16 protein-coding genes are annotated in these 15,658 nt (G+C 61.6%); 8 read left to right on the top strand and 8 right to left on the bottom strand.

The window, feature by feature from the left end:
* The first annotated feature begins 3 nt into the window (after nt 1-3).
* From exoK to GA0061103_RS03245, 7 genes are all read left to right on the top strand, one after another.
* Nucleotides 4-810 carry an endo-1,3-1,4-beta-glycanase ExoK gene (gene exoK, locus GA0061103_RS03275; protein WP_092708581.1) on the top strand — a complete coding sequence of 269 codons (807 nt, stop codon included), beginning with the start codon at nt 4-6 and terminating at the stop codon, nt 808-810.
* Between the two features lie 106 nt (nt 811-916).
* Nucleotides 917-2,125: a glycosyl transferase family 1 gene (locus GA0061103_RS03270; RefSeq protein WP_092707033.1), complete on the top strand. Its 1,209-nt coding sequence runs from the start codon at nt 917-919 to the stop codon at nt 2,123-2,125.
* Entirely contained in the window at nt 2,122-3,120 is a 999-nt protein-coding gene (locus GA0061103_RS03265) for a glycosyltransferase family 2 protein (RefSeq protein ID WP_092707031.1), read from the top strand. Before GA0061103_RS03270 ends, GA0061103_RS03265 begins: the two co-directional genes overlap by 4 nt.
* Entirely contained in the window at nt 3,117-4,055 is a 939-nt protein-coding gene (locus GA0061103_RS03260) for a glycosyltransferase family 2 protein (protein WP_092707029.1), read from the top strand. The genes GA0061103_RS03265 and GA0061103_RS03260 overlap by 4 nt, the downstream gene beginning before the upstream one ends.
* A complete protein-coding gene (locus GA0061103_RS03255; RefSeq protein ID WP_092707027.1) occupies nt 4,052-5,077 on the top strand; it encodes a glycosyltransferase family 2 protein in 1,026 nt (341 codons plus the stop codon). The genes GA0061103_RS03260 and GA0061103_RS03255 overlap by 4 nt, the downstream gene beginning before the upstream one ends.
* 4 nt (nt 5,078-5,081) lie before the next feature.
* Nucleotides 5,082-5,987, top strand: a complete 906-nt coding sequence (galU, locus tag GA0061103_RS03250) for a UTP--glucose-1-phosphate uridylyltransferase GalU (protein WP_092707025.1) — start codon at nt 5,082-5,084, stop codon at nt 5,985-5,987.
* Between the two features lie 84 nt (nt 5,988-6,071).
* Complete coding sequence (locus tag GA0061103_RS03245) at nt 6,072-8,423, top strand: polysaccharide biosynthesis tyrosine autokinase (RefSeq protein ID WP_092708578.1); 2,352 nt, start codon at nt 6,072-6,074, stop codon at nt 8,421-8,423.
* Here GA0061103_RS03245 and GA0061103_RS03240 read toward each other — a convergent pair.
* The 5 genes from GA0061103_RS03240 to cbiE form a co-directional block, all read right to left on the bottom strand.
* On the bottom strand, nt 8,420-9,316 hold the full coding sequence (locus tag GA0061103_RS03240; protein ID WP_092707023.1) for a DMT family transporter: 897 nt from the start codon (nt 9,314-9,316) through the stop codon (nt 8,420-8,422). The genes GA0061103_RS03245 and GA0061103_RS03240 overlap by 4 nt on opposite strands.
* A 130-nt stretch (nt 9,317-9,446) precedes the next feature.
* Nucleotides 9,447-10,007: an NADPH-dependent FMN reductase gene (locus tag GA0061103_RS03235; RefSeq protein WP_092707021.1), complete on the bottom strand. Its 561-nt coding sequence runs from the start codon at nt 10,005-10,007 to the stop codon at nt 9,447-9,449.
* 269 nt (nt 10,008-10,276) lie between these two features.
* On the bottom strand, nt 10,277-10,714 hold the full coding sequence (gene nikR, locus GA0061103_RS03230; protein ID WP_092707019.1) for a nickel-responsive transcriptional regulator NikR: 438 nt from the start codon (nt 10,712-10,714) through the stop codon (nt 10,277-10,279).
* A 79-nt stretch (nt 10,715-10,793) separates the two neighbouring features.
* On the bottom strand, nt 10,794-11,552 hold the full coding sequence (gene cobM / locus GA0061103_RS03225; RefSeq protein ID WP_092707017.1) for a precorrin-4 C(11)-methyltransferase: 759 nt from the start codon (nt 11,550-11,552) through the stop codon (nt 10,794-10,796).
* Nucleotides 11,553-11,571: 19 nt separating this feature from the next.
* Complete coding sequence (gene cbiE / locus GA0061103_RS03220; protein WP_092707015.1) at nt 11,572-12,813, bottom strand: precorrin-6y C5,15-methyltransferase (decarboxylating) subunit CbiE; 1,242 nt, start codon at nt 12,811-12,813, stop codon at nt 11,572-11,574.
* Between cbiE and GA0061103_RS03215 the strand changes: the two genes are divergently transcribed.
* Nucleotides 12,797-13,567 carry a cobalt-precorrin-6A reductase gene (locus GA0061103_RS03215; RefSeq protein WP_092708575.1) on the top strand — a complete coding sequence of 257 codons (771 nt, stop codon included), beginning with the start codon at nt 12,797-12,799 and terminating at the stop codon, nt 13,565-13,567. The genes cbiE and GA0061103_RS03215 overlap by 17 nt on opposite strands.
* Here the strand turns inward: GA0061103_RS03215 and GA0061103_RS03210 are convergent.
* Genes GA0061103_RS03210 through GA0061103_RS03200 form a run of 3 tightly spaced genes read right to left on the bottom strand, consistent with a single transcriptional unit; the run spans nt 13,531 to nt 15,658 of the window.
* On the bottom strand, nt 13,531-14,295 hold the full coding sequence (locus GA0061103_RS03210; RefSeq protein WP_092707013.1) for a precorrin-3B C(17)-methyltransferase: 765 nt from the start codon (nt 14,293-14,295) through the stop codon (nt 13,531-13,533). The genes GA0061103_RS03215 and GA0061103_RS03210 overlap by 37 nt on opposite strands.
* A complete protein-coding gene (locus tag GA0061103_RS03205) occupies nt 14,292-15,029 on the bottom strand; it encodes a precorrin-2 C(20)-methyltransferase (protein WP_092707011.1) in 738 nt (245 codons plus the stop codon). Before GA0061103_RS03205 ends, GA0061103_RS03210 begins: the two co-directional genes overlap by 4 nt.
* Nucleotides 15,026-15,658: a precorrin-8X methylmutase gene (locus GA0061103_RS03200; protein ID WP_092707009.1), complete on the bottom strand. Its 633-nt coding sequence runs from the start codon at nt 15,656-15,658 to the stop codon at nt 15,026-15,028. The genes GA0061103_RS03205 and GA0061103_RS03200 overlap by 4 nt, the downstream gene beginning before the upstream one ends.

Here is a 15,658-nt window from a genome sequence, read left to right as displayed (position 1 = left end):
GCCATGACGACATCGAAAAGAAGTTACATGCAAAGACTTGGTCTTGTCTCAATCGCGCTCATCAGCGCGTGCTTCCTGCCGCAGGGCGTGTCCGCCCAGGATGACCAGGCGACCAGCCAGTCATTCGTCGACAATTTCGAACATCTGGATACCGGCCGCTGGTATATTTCCGATGGATGGAACAACGGAGCCTATCAGAATTGCACCTGGTCGCGAAAACAGGTGAGCGTCAAGGATGGGGCGCTGCAACTGCAGTTCACCCAGACCAAGACCGGCGATCGCAATTATGCTTGCGGCGAAATCCAGACGATGAAACGCTACGGCTACGGCACCTACGAGGCGCGTTACCGCACAGCCAAGGGGCCTGGTCTCAACTCTGCCTTCTTCACCTATATCGGCCCAACCGATAAGAAGCCGCATGACGAGATCGATTTCGAAGTACTCGGCAAGAATCCCGGCCAAGTTCAGCTCAACCAATATATTTCCGCCAAGGGCGGCAACGAAAAGCTGGTGCCGGTTGCAGGTGGGGCCGACCAGGGTTTCAACGATTATGCCTTCGTCTGGGAAAAGGATCGTCTGCGCTACTACGTGAACGGCAAGCTCGTTCAGGAAGTCACCGATCCTTCGAAGATACCGACGAACGCGCAGAAGATCTTCTTCAGCCTATGGGGCACCGATACGCTCAGTGGCTGGATGGGCAAGTTCGCCTATGGCGGTGAGCCGGCAACCATGGAGATCAAGCGCGTCGCCTTCACTGCGCCGGGAGAGAAGTGCCTGTTCCCGGAATCGATCACCTGCAAGCTCGATTGAACATGGCCGGCCGCGTGGTATCCCGCGCGGTCGGTTGCAATGCCACCATGCAACACCAACCACACAAGGCGCCCGGTCCTGGCCAGGCGCAAAAGCGGAAATTTTGATGCTGCATATACTGTACTTTGTCCATGACCTTGCCGACCCGGCTGTGCGCAGGCGGGTCCTGATGCTGCAGGCCGGCGGGGCGCTCGTAACGCTCGCGGGGTTCCGGCGCGACGACAATGCGCTGGCTGCCATCCATGGTGTCGAGCCGATCGAACTTGGCAAGACGCAGGATGCCCAGTTTGCGCAGCGTATCGCCGCGGTGGCCAGATCGGCGGCGAAACTGCGTGGTGCGCTGCGCTCGGTCGCAAGGCCGGACCTCATCATCGGCCGCAATCTCGAAATGCTGGCGCTGGCCAATCGCGCCAAGTCCGTTTTCGGCGGCGATATGCCGATCGTCTATGAATGCCTCGATATCCATCGGCTCCTGCTGCGCGACGATGTCGTGGGCAGTGCGCTTCGCAGTGCGGAACGCCACTTCGGTTCGCAGGCGGCATTGCTGGTGACCAGCTCGCCAGCCTTTATCGAACGTTATTTCCGCCCGCGCTCCGGGCTGCACGTGCCGGTCATGCTGCTCGAAAACAAGGTGCTGGCGCTTGAGCCTGCAGCGCGCGCCATCGCATCGGCCGCAAGGCCGCCGGCTGCGGGCAAGCCATGGAAAATAGGCTGGTTCGGCGCTCTTCGCTGCCGCAAGTCGTTGGCTTTGCTCGATCAATTCTCGCGTCGGATGGAGGGCCGTTTCGAGGTCGTCCTGCGGGGCCGCCCGGCCTATTCCGAGTTCGACGACTTCGATCGCACCGTCCGCGATGCGCCCTTCATGCATTTTGCCGGCGCCTACAAGAACCCCGAGGATCTTTCGGCGATCTACGGGGAAGTCCAGTTTTCGTGGGCCATCGACTTTTTCGAAGAAGGTCTGAATTCCAGCTGGCTGCTGCCGAACCGTCTCTACGAAGGCGGCCTCTACGGCACCGTGCCGATCGCGATCAAGGGGACCGAGACGGCAAGATTTCTCGCGAGCCGAAGGATCGGGCTTACGCTCGACGAGGCTGATGCCGAGCATCTGGCGGCGCTTTTGAGTGAGATGGACACGAAGCGTTATCTCGCCGCTTTCGAGGCCGTGGCGTCCCAGGATCGCAAGCAATGGATGATGGATCGCGCCGACTGTCAGGGACTGGTGCAGCGGCTGGCGTCGCTGACGCGCGCCAATGAGCAGATTGCCGAAGTACAGGCCCTCCCACAACTGCATCGCAATAGAGGTGGATTGCAATGACGACCGAAAGCTCAGGGGACATGCGCTGCATAATCGTTATTCCTTGCCTCAACGAGGAAAAGCATATCGAGCCGCTGATCGGCAAACTCGGGCAGGCTCTGGATGAACTCGACGCCAAGATCGTGGTGGCTGATGGCGGCAGCACCGATCGCACGCGCGAGATCGTCCGGGATATAGCGCTGAGAGATTCGCGCGTTCTGCTGCTCGACAATCCGAAGCGGCTGCAGAGCGCAGCGATCAATCTCGCCATCGAGACGTTCGGCGACGATCATGAGTATTTTATCCGTATCGACGCCCATGGCGATTATCCGGACGATTACTGCCAGACGCTGGTGCAAGAGGCCGGTGCGACGGGCGCGGATTCCGTCGTCGTCGCCATGCGCACCATGGGTTTCAGCGCCTTCCAGAAGGCGACGGCCGTCGCTCAGAACTCCAAGCTCGGCAACGGTGGCTCCAAACATCGCGAAGGAGCCAAGGGCGATTGGGCGGAGCATGGGCACCATGCGCTGATGCGCGTTGCCGCCTTCCGCGCCGTCGGCGGTTACGACGAAAGCTTCAGCCACAACGAGGATGCCGAGCTGGATTATCGGCTGAACAAGGCGGGGTATCGGATCTGGCTGACCGACAAGACCGCCATGACCTACTATCCGCGCGCTAGCGTCCCGACGCTCTTCAAGCAATATCTCGGTTATGGCCGCGGCCGCGCGCGCAATATTCTCAAGCATCGCAGCATGCCGAGCCTGCGCCAGATGCTGCCGCTTGCGGTCGTGCCGATTTTCATCGGTGCCTTCCTGGCGGTCCTTAACTGGATTGCGGTTATCCCGGTTGGTCTGTGGGCCGTCGCCTGCATCGCCTATGGTTTCTGGATCGCTCTCGGCCAGAAGAACCCCTACGGTCCGCTGGCCGCAATTTCCGCCATGGTCATGCATTTCGCCTGGTCCATGGGCTTCTGGATGGAAGTTTTCAGCTTCCGCAATCGCAGGGTCGCGTCATGACACAAGTCCATCGACGCCCGATAAAAATCGACATAGCGGTCTGCACCTATCGACGGGCAGAGCTCGATCAGACGTTGCTGTCGCTTGCCGTGCTCAGCGTCCCCACAGGTGCGGTCATCCGGATCATCGTTGCCGATAATGATGTGACGCCGAGCGCGCGGGGTCGCGTCGATGCCATGCGTACGGCCGTGCCCTTCGAGATCACCTATGTCCATTGCCCGGCTTCGAACATCTCGATCGCCCGCAATGCCTGCCTGGATCATGCCAGCGGCGATTTCCTCGCTTTCATCGATGACGACGAGACGGCGTCGGAGGATTGGCTGACCGAAATGCTCATCATGGCCGATACGACCGGCGCCGATGCCGTTCTCGGACCTGTCCAGGCCGTGTACGCGAATATCGCTCCGGCCTGGATGCAGCGCGGCGACTTCCATTCGACGCTGCCCGTCTGGGTCGCGGGAGATATTCTGACCGGCTACACCTGCAATGTGCTGCTGCGCCGCAGCGCACCTTCGCTTGCCGGACGGCGGTTCAACATCGCGCTTGGCCGCAGCGGCGGCGAGGACACCGAGTTTTTCACCCATATGCACAAGGCCGGCGGCAAGATCGCCTTTGCCGAGGATGCGCTGGTCTATGAACCCGTCCCCAATGGGCGTGCCACGGTTTCCTGGCTGTCGAAGCGCCGATATCGCATGGGCCAGACGCATGGGCGCATGCTGCTGGAAGGCAAGGGCGGTTTCGGGCGCTGGCGTGCGATTACGCTGGCGGCCACGAAATCCGCCTACTGCTTTGCCGCTGCCGCATTGCTGTCCGCCTCTCCCATCAAGCGGCATCGCTATGGCCTGCGCGGCATCATGCATGCCGGTGTTGTCAGCGGCCTCTTCGGAGTTCGCGAAATCGAGCAATACGGAAGTCTGGAGAAAGCACCGCAATGACGGATTTCATCCCCGATGTCAGTTTCGTCATCGCCGCCTACAACGCGGAGGAAACGCTTGAGCGCGCCATCGACAGCGCCCTCGCGCAAGGTGCCGTCAGCATGGAAGTCATCGTCGTCGATGATTGCTCGACGGACGGCACGCGCGAGATTGCCGGCAACCATCCCGATCCCCGGGTGCATCTCGTTGCCATGGCCCGCAATGGCGGTCCGGGCGCTGCCCGCAATGCCGGGCTCGATGCGGCCCGGGGCCGCTGGGTAGCCGTGCTCGATTCTGATGATGCCCTGCGTCCTGACCGCATGGCCCGCCTGATCGCCAGGGCGGAAAAGGCCGAGGCGCAGATCGCGGTCGACAATCTCGACGTCATCCGTGAGGACGTGGGCACGATGCTGCCGATGTTCCCGGAGCCGATGTTGGCACGTATGCCGACGCTGACGCTGGCAAAATTCATCGCCTCGAACATGATTTTCCAGTCGGAGCACAATTTCGGCTATATGAAGCCGGTCTTCGAGCGAGCCTTCGTCGAGAAGCATCGTCTGCGCTTCGATGAGACCCTGCGGATTGGCGAGGATTACATTTTCCTCGCTTCCGCTCTCGCTCGCGGTGGCGCCTGCGTCGTCGAGCCGACCGTAGGCTATTTGTATTACATTCGCGATGGGTCGATCTCGCGTGTTCTCAGGCAAGACCATGTCGAAGCCATGCTTGCCGCAGATACCAGATTCTTCGCCGAACATCCCTTCGGGGCCGCTGCTCTTGCCGCACAGCGGCGGCGCACGCGCAATCTGAAGGACGTCATCGCGTTCCTGAAGCTGGTCGACAGCATCAAGGAACGTGAATTGCAGGCGATGCTCAAGATCGCATGCCTCAACCCGCGGGCCGTACGCCATCTCAGCATGCCGATCTTTGCGCGTTTTCGTCGGTTGGCCGCATCTCTGCGGAGCGGTCGCCAGCCGTCGCCTACCTCCCAACTTTCCTCCCCCCTGCCTAACATGGGCGCAGGCCCTCACTCTAACAAAGGATAGAGCCATGGACCCCAAACATCGTGTGAGAAAAGCAGTCATCCCGGTTGCCGGCAATGGAACGCGCTTCCTGCCCGCCACCAAGGCGATGCCAAAGGAGATGCTGACGATCGTCGATCGTCCGGTCGTGCAATATGCCGTCGATGAAGCCATCGAAGCTGGCATCGAGCACATCGTCTTCGTCACCAGCCGCAACAAGTCGGCGATCGAAGATCATTTCGACGACACGCCGGAGCTGATTTCTTCGCTGCAAAAGGCAGGCAAGAGCCACCAGGTCAGCGAGCTGGAACGCCTCCTGCCGCGGCCGGGTGCTGTCAGCTTCACCCGCCAGCAGGCTCCGCTCGGCCTCGGCCACGCCGTCTGGTGTGCCCGCGACCTGATCGGCAACGAGCCCTTCGCGCTGCTTTTGCCCGACATGCTCTGCTACGGCATTCGCGGCTGCATGGCCGGCTTGATGGACCTCTACAATGAGACCGGCGGCAACATCGTCGCTGTCGAGGAATGCGCTCCGGAAGAAACCTCGAAATACGGCATTATCGGCAAGGGCGAGTCCGTGCGCCATGGCTTTGCCGTGACCAAAATGGTCGAGAAGCCGCATCCGTCCGAGGCGCCTTCAAACTTTTACCTCAATGGCCGTTATATTCTGCAGCCCGAGATCTTCGACATTCTGGCCCGTCAGGAGCGCGGTGCCGGCAATGAGATCCAGCTGACCGACGGCATGCTGCGCCTTTCCGAGACGCAGTCCTTCCACGCTCAGGTCTATAACGGTCGCACGTTCGACTGCGGGTCCAAGCACGGCTTCATCGAAGCGAACGTCGCCTTCGCGCTCGCTCGCTCCGATATCGGCGGCTTGGTCTACGACTCGATCCGCAACATGGTCGTCTCGCACGAAGCGCAGATGACCGCCGCTTAAGCCTGTTCACATTGTGGCCTGCGGCCGGTAAGGCCGCGGGCCATGGCTATTGTTCATTCGGGCTTCTCCGACAAGGTGGTCGCCATGCATCAGAAGAACTTCACTTTCCACAGCGCTCTTCCGCAAGCGGAGTCGCAGGATAGCTTTATCGATCTCGACCGGCTGATGGCCGTCGTGATCCGGCGCATCCGCACCATCATTTTCGCCGTGGCCGCTTTTGTCATTCTGGCCGTCGCCTATCTGCTCACTGCAACATCGAGCTACACCTCGATGACGCAGATATTGCTTGACGAGACCATGACGAAATATGCTGAGGATCAGCCGCCGGCGGCCAGCAGTCAGCAGGCGGACATGGAGATCGCCAGCGCGGTCGAAATCCTCAAATCAAACGAGATGGCCTTGCGCGTCGTCGATACGGCGGGCCTTTCGGACAACAATACATTGCTCAATCCGCCGGTGTCTCCGGCGGCGTTGCTCAAATCCGGCGTCAGCCTGATCGTCAGCGTCTTCACGCCCGGCCGCCCGCCGATGACGCCCGAGGAGCAGCGGGAGGCGCAGCGTCAGAAGGTGGCTGCCGTTCTGCAGGACAATCTGAAGGTCGAGCGCGTCACGCGCAGCTCGGTCGTAGCCGTCTCCTTCAGTTCGACGGACAAGCGTCTCGCCGCCAAGGTTACGAGCGCTTACGCCGACGCCTATCTGACCGACCAGCTGAACGCCAATTTCGACGCGACCGAACGCGCTTCCGTCTGGTTGCAGGAACGCTTGAACGACCTGCGCCAGCGCGCCCAGGAGGCTTCGCTCGAAGTCGAGAAATACAAGGCCGACAACGGCCTGACGTCAACCGGCGGCGAACTGATGTCGGAACAGCAGATTTCCGATCTGAACAAGCAGCTGATCATCGCCCAGGCCGATACGGCCAGTGCAGCCGCCCGCTACAATCAATATAAGTCGATCATCGACCAAGGCCCTGACAACGCCGTCAAGAACGCGACCATCTCGTCGAGCTCGACCGACAACTCGGTGCTGCAGGACTTGAAAACGCGCTATCTCGCCGTCGAAAAGCGCGAACAGGACGTCACGCAGAATTTTGGCGCCGATCATCCGCAAGCCGTCGCGCTCAAGGCCGAGCGGCAGGATATTACCCGGCAGATCTATCAGGTGCTTCAGCAGCTGACTGCCAGCTACAAGAACGAGCTTGATGTCGCGCAGTCGCGGGCGGAGTCGCTGCGCGAAAGCATCGACAAGGTCGTCGGCAAGAATTCCGAGGCCAACAAGTCGCTGGTTCACCTGAATGAGCTGAACCAGAAGGCATCGGCGCTGAAGACGCTTTACGAATCCTATCTCGGCCGCTTCGAGCAGGCGACCCAGCAGCGATCCTTCCCGATAGCTAAGGCACGCGTCATCTCGGTTGCCGGGGTGCCGACCGCGCCGTCCAGCCCGAAGAAGACGCTCGTCATGGCGCTCTCGGTCATCCTCGGTCTGATGGTTGGCTGCGGTGTTGCCGCGTTCCAGGAGTTCCGTGACCGCTTCTTCCGCGTCGAGGCCGACGTGCGGGCTGCTCTCGGATTGAAGTTCCTGGGCTATCTGCCGCTGCTCGGTCAGCAGAGCAAGAACAACAAGAACAAGAAGAAGTCACGCAAGGCCGATGCCGGAGCGGAGCCGATAACGGCGGAAGAGGGAGAAAACGGTGTCGCCTTCGAGCGCATGATGCGCATCTCCGTCGAAGCGCCGCGTTCGATCTTCGCCGAGACCTTGAGGAATGCGAAGCTCGCCAGCGACGTGATGCTGCAGGGTCGTGCTGACCGTGTCATTGGCGTCGTCTCGGCACTGCCGGGCGAAGGCAAGTCGACGACGGCAGCCAATTTTGCGGCGCTGCTTGCAAGCAGCGGCAAGCGCACGCTGCTCATCGATGCCGACTTGCGCAATCCGGGCCTCAGCCGGACGCTGAAGACGCCGCCGCAGGCCGGCTTGATCGAGGCTGTGCTGGGCGAGGTGCCCTGGACGAATGCCGTGAAAGTCGATCCGCGCACCAAGCTTGCCATTCTTCCGGTCGCCGTGCGCGATCAGCTGCTGCACACCAGCGAACTTCTCTCCTCGCAGGGCATGCAGCATCTGATGGAAAATGCACGCAAGATGTTCGACTACATCATCGTCGACCTTGCACCGCTTGGTCCCGTCATCGACGCAAAGGCCTTTGCGCCGCAGGTCGATGCCTTCCTGCTGGTGACCGAATGGGGCGCAACGCCGACCAATCTGGTGCGTGATGTTCTCGAGCAGGAGCCGCAGATCAACTCGCGCATCCTCGGTGTGATCCTCAACAAGACCGACATGTCGGAACTGCCGCGCTACAGCGATTTCGGCGGAACGGAGCGTTACCGGCAGAAATATGTGAGCTACTACACCGAGGCGCAGCCGCGCGCTCAGGTCGATGCTTAGCCTGCCGATGCCTTGCCGGTCTTCAGTCTGGTTCTCGCCAGGGCATGTTCGCGCCAGATCGTGAATATGCCCGCCGCAACGACGATGAGCGCGCCCAGGATCATGGGCGCGCTCAGTTTTTCGCCGAATATGGTGACGCCGATAATGGCGGAGAAGACGAGCTGCAGATAAGTCAGGGGCTGGATGACCACCGCGTCAAGCATGTCATAGGCGCGGATGAGGAAATAATGGCTCGAAACGCCGGTCAGGCAGAGAATGCCCATGAAGATCCAGTCATGCGGGGCAAGCGATGTCCAGAAGAACGGCCCGATGCAGCTCATGGCGACCGCGCCTACCACGCCCGTATAGAAAAAGCTGGTCATGGCGCCGTCCTCGCGGCTGACATAGCGTGTCAGGACGACATAGAGCGAAAATAGCAATGCGCCGAAGAGCGGCACGAGGAAGCGCGTGTCGAAGACGCCGCTTTCCGGCTTCAGGATCAGCAGCACGCCGACAAAGCCGAAGCAGATCGCCAGCCATCGCCGCCAGCCGACCTTCTCGCCGAGGATCGGGATGGACAGCAAGGCCACCATCAGCGGGCCGGATGAAAAGATCGCCTGCGAATGGGCAAGGCCGACGATGACGAAGGACGAGATGGCGACGACGATCTGCGCGGCGAGCAGCAGGCCTCGGGCAATCTGCAGGACAGGGCGCTTGGTCCTGACGTTACGCCGCAGGCCGCCCGGTGCACGCGAGGCCATCGCGACAGCGAAAAGCATGAAAGCCCAATAGCGGATCATCGCCACCAGAAGCGGCGGATAAGCACTGACAAGGTGCTTTGAGATGCCGTCCTGTATGGCAAATATGCTGATTGCCAACAGCGTGAAGACGTAACCGGTACTATTGGATTTCATGGCTTTCGAAGGAAGAAGATGTGCGAGGCCCCGGAGGTGCCGGGACTCGGCACCACGTTCACATTAGGTCATTCATCGGTTCAATCATAGGCTCCATGTTTGCGGTCCGGTCCACCCGCAGAGCCACAGATCAGCCCTTTTTGCGGTCCGCGACGAAAGCCGTGAAGCCATCGATGAAAGCCGCAAGATTGTGCTTCACTTTCTCGTCGATGATCGCCCCATCCACATCAAAGACACTGCCGGCACGCGACACCATGAGCCGACCGCCGAACCAGGCTTCGGCGCCGAGCGTGCGCAACACCGTCAACCAGGCGTTCTGGCTGAGAATGGTGCCGAAATTGCCCGGCGAAGCTCCGAGGACGGCGATCGGCTTTCCGCCGAAAACCTGGGCGATGTCCGTGGAGGGCCGGCTCATCCAGTCGATGGCATTCTTGAAGACGCCTGGGAGCGAATTGTTGTACTCCGGCGTAAACAGGATCAGCCCATCGGCTGAAATGGCGAGGTCCTTGAGCTCGTGTACTTTTTCCGGAATGCCATCCGCAGCCTCGAGATCGGCGTCGTAGAGCGGTACGCCGTGAATGGTGCGGGCGATCAGTTCGACGCCGCTTGGCGCCAATTCGACGGCCGCGTGTAGCAGGGCCGTGTTGAAGGAGCCTTTACGCAGGCTGCCCGATATGCCGAGTATCTTCATCGTTTCCCCCATTTGCCGTGAAAGGAAGACATTTATGCTTCGTCGTCCTTCGTCAAGGCCTAAGGAAATCTTATGCAGTGAGCAGCGACTTCGGCTCGACGGTGCTTGCTGCCCGGGAGGCATGATCCGGATCGGCGCCGAAGCCGATGCTGGAAGCCGCCGGCATCATTGGCCCTGTTGAGCCGCTCGGTTTCGGTTGCTGCTCCCAGGGAGTATTGCCTATGTCATCAGCTCCGACTGAGTAGTCCGCGGGCAACTGACCCGCCGGCTCAGCCATGCGAATGGGTTTCGGGGTGATCTGCGCCATCGTCCGAGGGAATGATGTGCAGGTTCCAGAAGCGTACGCCGCGCTGCGTCACGACGCTGTCGGCAAAGGTCTTTATCTCGTCCACCTTACCCTTCAGCACGGAGACTTCGAGGCAATCTTGTCCGTCGATATGAACATGAAGTGTCGAGACTGAAAGATCGTGGTGATCGTGTTGCGCCGTCGTCAGCCGGCGCGACAGGTCGCGGGTCTCGTGTTCATAAACATAGGCAAGGGCTGCGTAGCATCTCGCTTCCCCGTCTATGGTCGGTTGCGCGCGGGTCACGGCATCGCGGACGAGATCGCGCAAGGTTTCCGAGCGGCTTGCGTAGCCGCGCTGCGCGCTGATCTTGTCGATCGTCTCCAGAAGATCGTCATCAATAGTGATGGTAATGCGCTGCATTTCCTGATCCTCTTTTGCCCAGCGGCTCGCCGCGATCGACTAGAGGAAATTTCGAGGGGATTTGCAACGGTGTCCGGCGTTATTGGCGGCCACGGAAACGACGCTGGTAGGTGGGATCGTAAAGCGAACTTTCGCGGAAATCGCTGGCGGCGAGCGACGGGCCGACGAAGATCAAAGCGGTGCGCTCGATCGGCTCTGCTGCTACCTTTGACTCGATCGTGGCAAGCGTGCCCCGAATAATCCGCTCATCGGGCCAGGATGCTTTGACGACGATCGCAACCGGGCAGTCCGCGCCGTAAAGCGGCGTCAGGTCCTCAACGACCTTTTCGAGTGCGTGGATCGCCAGATGAATGGCAAGCGTCGCCCCGGTTGCGCCGAATTTCTCCAGCGTCTCGTTGTTCGGCATCGGCGAGGCACGGCCTGACACCCGCGTCAGAACCAGGCTTTGAGCAACGGCCGGGATTGTCAGCTCGCGTCCAAGCGCCGAAGCGGCGGCTGCGAAAGCGGGAACGCCTGGGGTCAGCGTATAGTCGATGCCATGCTGTTCGAGCCTGCGGATCTGTTCGGCGACCGCGCTCCAGACCGAGAGATCGCCGGAATGCAGGCGCGCGACATCCTCGCCGGCGGTGGCCGCTTTCAGATACTCCGCCTCGATCTCGTCGAGCGACATCGGCGCCGTGTCGATGATGCGGGCGCCGGGCGGGCAATATTGCAGCAGTTCCGGCGAAACGATCGAGCCGGCATAAAGGCAGACCGGGCACTTGCCGATCAGATCCCGGCCACGCACCGTGATCAGGTCGGCGGCTCCCGGGCCTGCGCCAATGAAATGCACTGTCATCGCTCTACCTCATTCTCAATTATGGCTTGGTCCACGACCATTGCGTCACCGGCATGGCCGGCCGCCAGCCGGTCATGCGGCCGACGGGCGCGGCGCGGGCAATGTCGATGCGGATCAGCGAGCCGCCCCGGCGCGCCTGCTCGGCAAGCAGAAGCGCTTCCATCTCTGTTGTCACGGCATTGGCGACCAGCCTGCCGCCGCTTTTCAATTGGCCGATCGCGGCATCGAGCACGCCGGCATCGCTGCCGCCGCCACCGATGAAGATCGCATCCGGTGCCGGCAGGCCGGTAAGAGCAGCCGGTGCCTCGCCTTCGACAATGGTCAGGCCCGGTACACCGAAATTCGCCGCGTTTCGGCGGATTCGACCGACGCGTTCAACGGAAGCCTCGATGGCAGTGGCGCGCAGCGAGGGATCGGCCAACATCCATTCGATGCCGATCGAGCCGGAGCCGGCGCCGATATCCCAGAGCAGCTCACCGTGACGCGGCGCGAGCGCGGATAGCGTCATTGCGCGGATCTCCCGCTTGGTGATCTGCCCGTCATGCTCGAAAAGCTCGTCGGCCAAACCGGCGCTCAGCGACAAAATCCGCGCGCCGGCTTCCGCTTTGACGTCGATGCCACAGATGTTCAAATCGTTGACGCCGGAGAGGGCAAAATCAGCTGTAGTTTGCCGGGAGACTTTCTCATGCGGGCCGCCCAGTGCTTCGAGAACCGTGAGCTCGGATGGGCCGAAGCCTGAGCTTTGCAGTAGCCTGGCCAACTCGGCGGGACCTTTGCCATCGGATGTCAGCGCCAGAATCTTGCGGCCCGAATGCAGATGCGGCCGGATCAAGTCGATGGGCCGGCCATGGAGCGAGAGAACTGTCGTTTCCTGCAGAGGCCAGCCGAGGCGCGATGCGGCAAGACTGAAGGAGGAGGGAGCCGGAATGACTGTCATTTCAGAAACCGGAATGTGTCGTGAAAGCGTCGCGCCGACGCCGTAGAAGAAGGGATCGCCGGAGGCAAGAACCACAGTCGGTTCTCCGCGCCGGGCAAGCACCGCCTCGACGGATTTTTCGAATGGCGAAAGCCATTGATGCGTTTCGCCTGTTATCAGCGGCCTCATCAGCTCGATGTGGCGTACACCGCCGAAGACCACCGGCGCTTCAGCGATCAGTTGTTTGGCCTCGTCGCCAAGGCCGGCTGGACCGTCTTCGCCGATGCCGATAAGAGTGAGCCAGCGTTGAATGGAAGGTGTCTCAGCCATGGGCAAGGCCCGCATTCTGATCCTGGGGGGTACGACGGAGGCGCGTGCGCTGGCGGCAGCCCTTGCCCCGCGCGCCGATCTCGACGTCATCCTGTCGCTCGCCGGCAGGACGGCCGATCCGGCCCCGCAACCCGTTCCGGTCCGCAGCGGTGGCTTCGGTGGCGCCGAAGGGCTTGCCCGGTATCTTCGTGAAGAGGCGATCGATCTGCTGATCGATGCCACCCATCCTTTCGCAGCCCGCATCTCGGCCAATGCCGCGCAAGCGGCTGCTCAATGCGATGTGACCGCCTTTGCCTTGCGCCGTCCGGCATGGGTGCCGGTCGAAGGCGATGACTGGTTCTCCGTGCATAGCGTTTCGCAGGCCATAGCTGCGCTCGGCGATGTGCCTTTGCGTGTTTTCCTGGCGACTGGCCGGCAAGAGGCGCATCAAGCGAATACGGCGCCGCAGCACCATTACTGGGTCCGCAGCGTCGATCCCGTCGAACCGCCGTTGACGGTACCCAATGTCAGCTATATCCACCGCCGAGGCCCTTTTCGGCTGGCCGACGAACTCGACATGCTGCGACAACATCAGATCGAGATCGTCGTCGCCAAGAACAGCGGCGGTGACGCGACTTACGGGAAGATCGAGGCAGCAAGGCAGCTCGGCATCAAGGTAGTCATGGTCGAGCGCGCGGAAACCGCCGGCCTGCCGGTGGTCGAAACGGTCGACGCTGCGCTCGGTCGGATCGATCATTTCGCCTCTTCCTTGATGAAACGCGGCGTATAGACCAGATCGGGGCGTCCTTCGCGGGCAATCATGCGCGTTTCGGCGGAGCCAATGATGACGCAGGTTGCCATATCGGCCTGTGAAGCCTCGGCATCGCCAAGCCGCGCCACCGTTATGCGCTCGTCGGGACGGCCCGCAGCTCGGCCGAAAATGACCGGGGTGTCCGTAGGCAGTATATCGCGAACGATTTCAAAGGCTTTGCCGAGCTGCCAGGGCCGTGCCTTGCTGATCGGATTGTAAAGCGCGATCACGAAGCCTGCTTCGGCGACGGCGCGGAGACGGCTCTCGATCAGCGGCCAGGGCTTCAGATTGTCCGACAGCGAAATCGCGCAGAAATCGTGGCCGAGGGGCGCGCCGATACGGGCCGCGACGGCCAGCATAGCGGTAATGCCCGGCACAACGATAAGGTCCACCGTACGCCACTCTGCCGGACCATGATCGATCGCCTCGCAGACCGCTGCGGCCATGGCGAAGACGCCGGGATCGCCGCCGGAGACGACGCAGACATTGATGCCGGCTGCGGCCCGCTGCAGCGCCACCTTGGCACGGTCCAGCTCCTCGCGGTTGTCGGATGCCTGGCGGATCTGGTCGCTGCGCAGCGTCAGGCGGTCGAGATAGGGGCCGTAGCCATAGAATTCATGGGCATCGGCGACGGCAGCGAGTGCCTCCGGTGTCGTCTGCCGGGGATTGCCGGGGCCTGTGCCAATAACATAGAGACGCCCGCTCATGGCCTGTTTTCCCAGCCTGGAACCAGGACCAGCGAGAAATACGGCGCTTCGGTATCATCGCGGCTGGCGAGCGGCGTCAGGGCGCTGTTTGCCATCGTGCCGCGCTCGACATAGATGGCTTCCTCCAGCCGGCCGGCGGCGTCAAGCGCGCGGCGGATTTTTGGCAGGTTGCGGCCGACTTTCATGATGACGGCGGCCTGCGTATCGACCAGACGGCGGGTAAGTTCGGCTTCCGCCATCGTTCCCGGCAGCACGGAGAGAACGTCGTCTCCCTGCACCATCGGCAATCCGGCCAGAGACCAGCAGCCGGACATGGCCGTCACGCCGGGTATGACTTCGGTCGGGAATCGATCGGCAAGGCGCACATGCAGATGCATATAGGAACCGTAAAAAAGTGGATCGCCTTCGCTCAGCACGGCAACCGTCTTACCTTCGCGCAGATGCGCCGCCACCATTTCGGCCGAGGCATCATAGAAGGCGGTGATTTGACTGAGATACTCCGGAGCGTCCTTGTCGATCTCGGTCGTGACGGGATAGTAGAGCGGTAGCAGCTTTACGTCCGTTCTCAGAAACTCGCCGACGATCGCCTTGCCGTTGCCGCCTCTTCCCTGCTTGGCGAAGTAGGCGACGACATCGGCGCGCTCGAGAGCCTTGACGGCCTTCACCGTCAGGAGTTCGGGATCGCCGGGGCCGGTGCCGACGCCGATCAACTGTCCGTTGGGAGGCGTGCTCATAGGCCGGGCCTCGCCAGAGCATTAAGGGCGGCTGCCGTCATGGCGCTGCCGCCAAGCCGGCCACGCACGATGGCAAAGGGAACGCCATAGGAGTTTTCGGCCAATGCATCCTTCGATTCCGCCGCGCCGACGAAGCCGACGGGCATGCCGATGATGGCAGCAGGCTTCGGCGCGCCATCGCGCAGCATTTCCAGAAGATGGAAGAGCGCGGTCGGGGCATTGCCGATGGCAACGACTGAGCCGGCAAGCCGATCGGTCCACAGATGCATGGCAGCTGCCGAGCGCGTATTGCCGATCGACTTTGCGATGTCGGCGGTTCGCGGATCCTGCAAGGTGCAGATCACCTCATTGGCAGCAGGCAGACGGGCGCGGGTGACGCCGCGAGCGACCATCTCGGCATCGCAGAAGATCGGCGCACCGTCAGTCAGCGCCTTGCGGGCGGATGCGACGAAATCGGGGGAGAACAGGAAATGTTCTGCAGCTTCCACCAGTCCGCAGGCATGGATCATGCGGACGGCGACATCGGCCTCGGCTTCGGGAAAACGCTTGAGATCAGCTTCGCTGCGGATGATCGCAAAGGAGCGTTCATAGATCGCATCCCCTTCGCGGATGTAGTCATAGTCAGGCAT

The sequence above is a fragment of the Martinezella multihospitum genome (assembly GCF_900094585.1).
Lineage (GTDB): Bacteria > Pseudomonadota > Alphaproteobacteria > Rhizobiales > Rhizobiaceae > Rhizobium > Rhizobium multihospitium.
The sequence above is the reverse complement of the archived record's forward strand: the minus strand, read 5'-3'. Positions and strand labels throughout refer to the sequence as shown.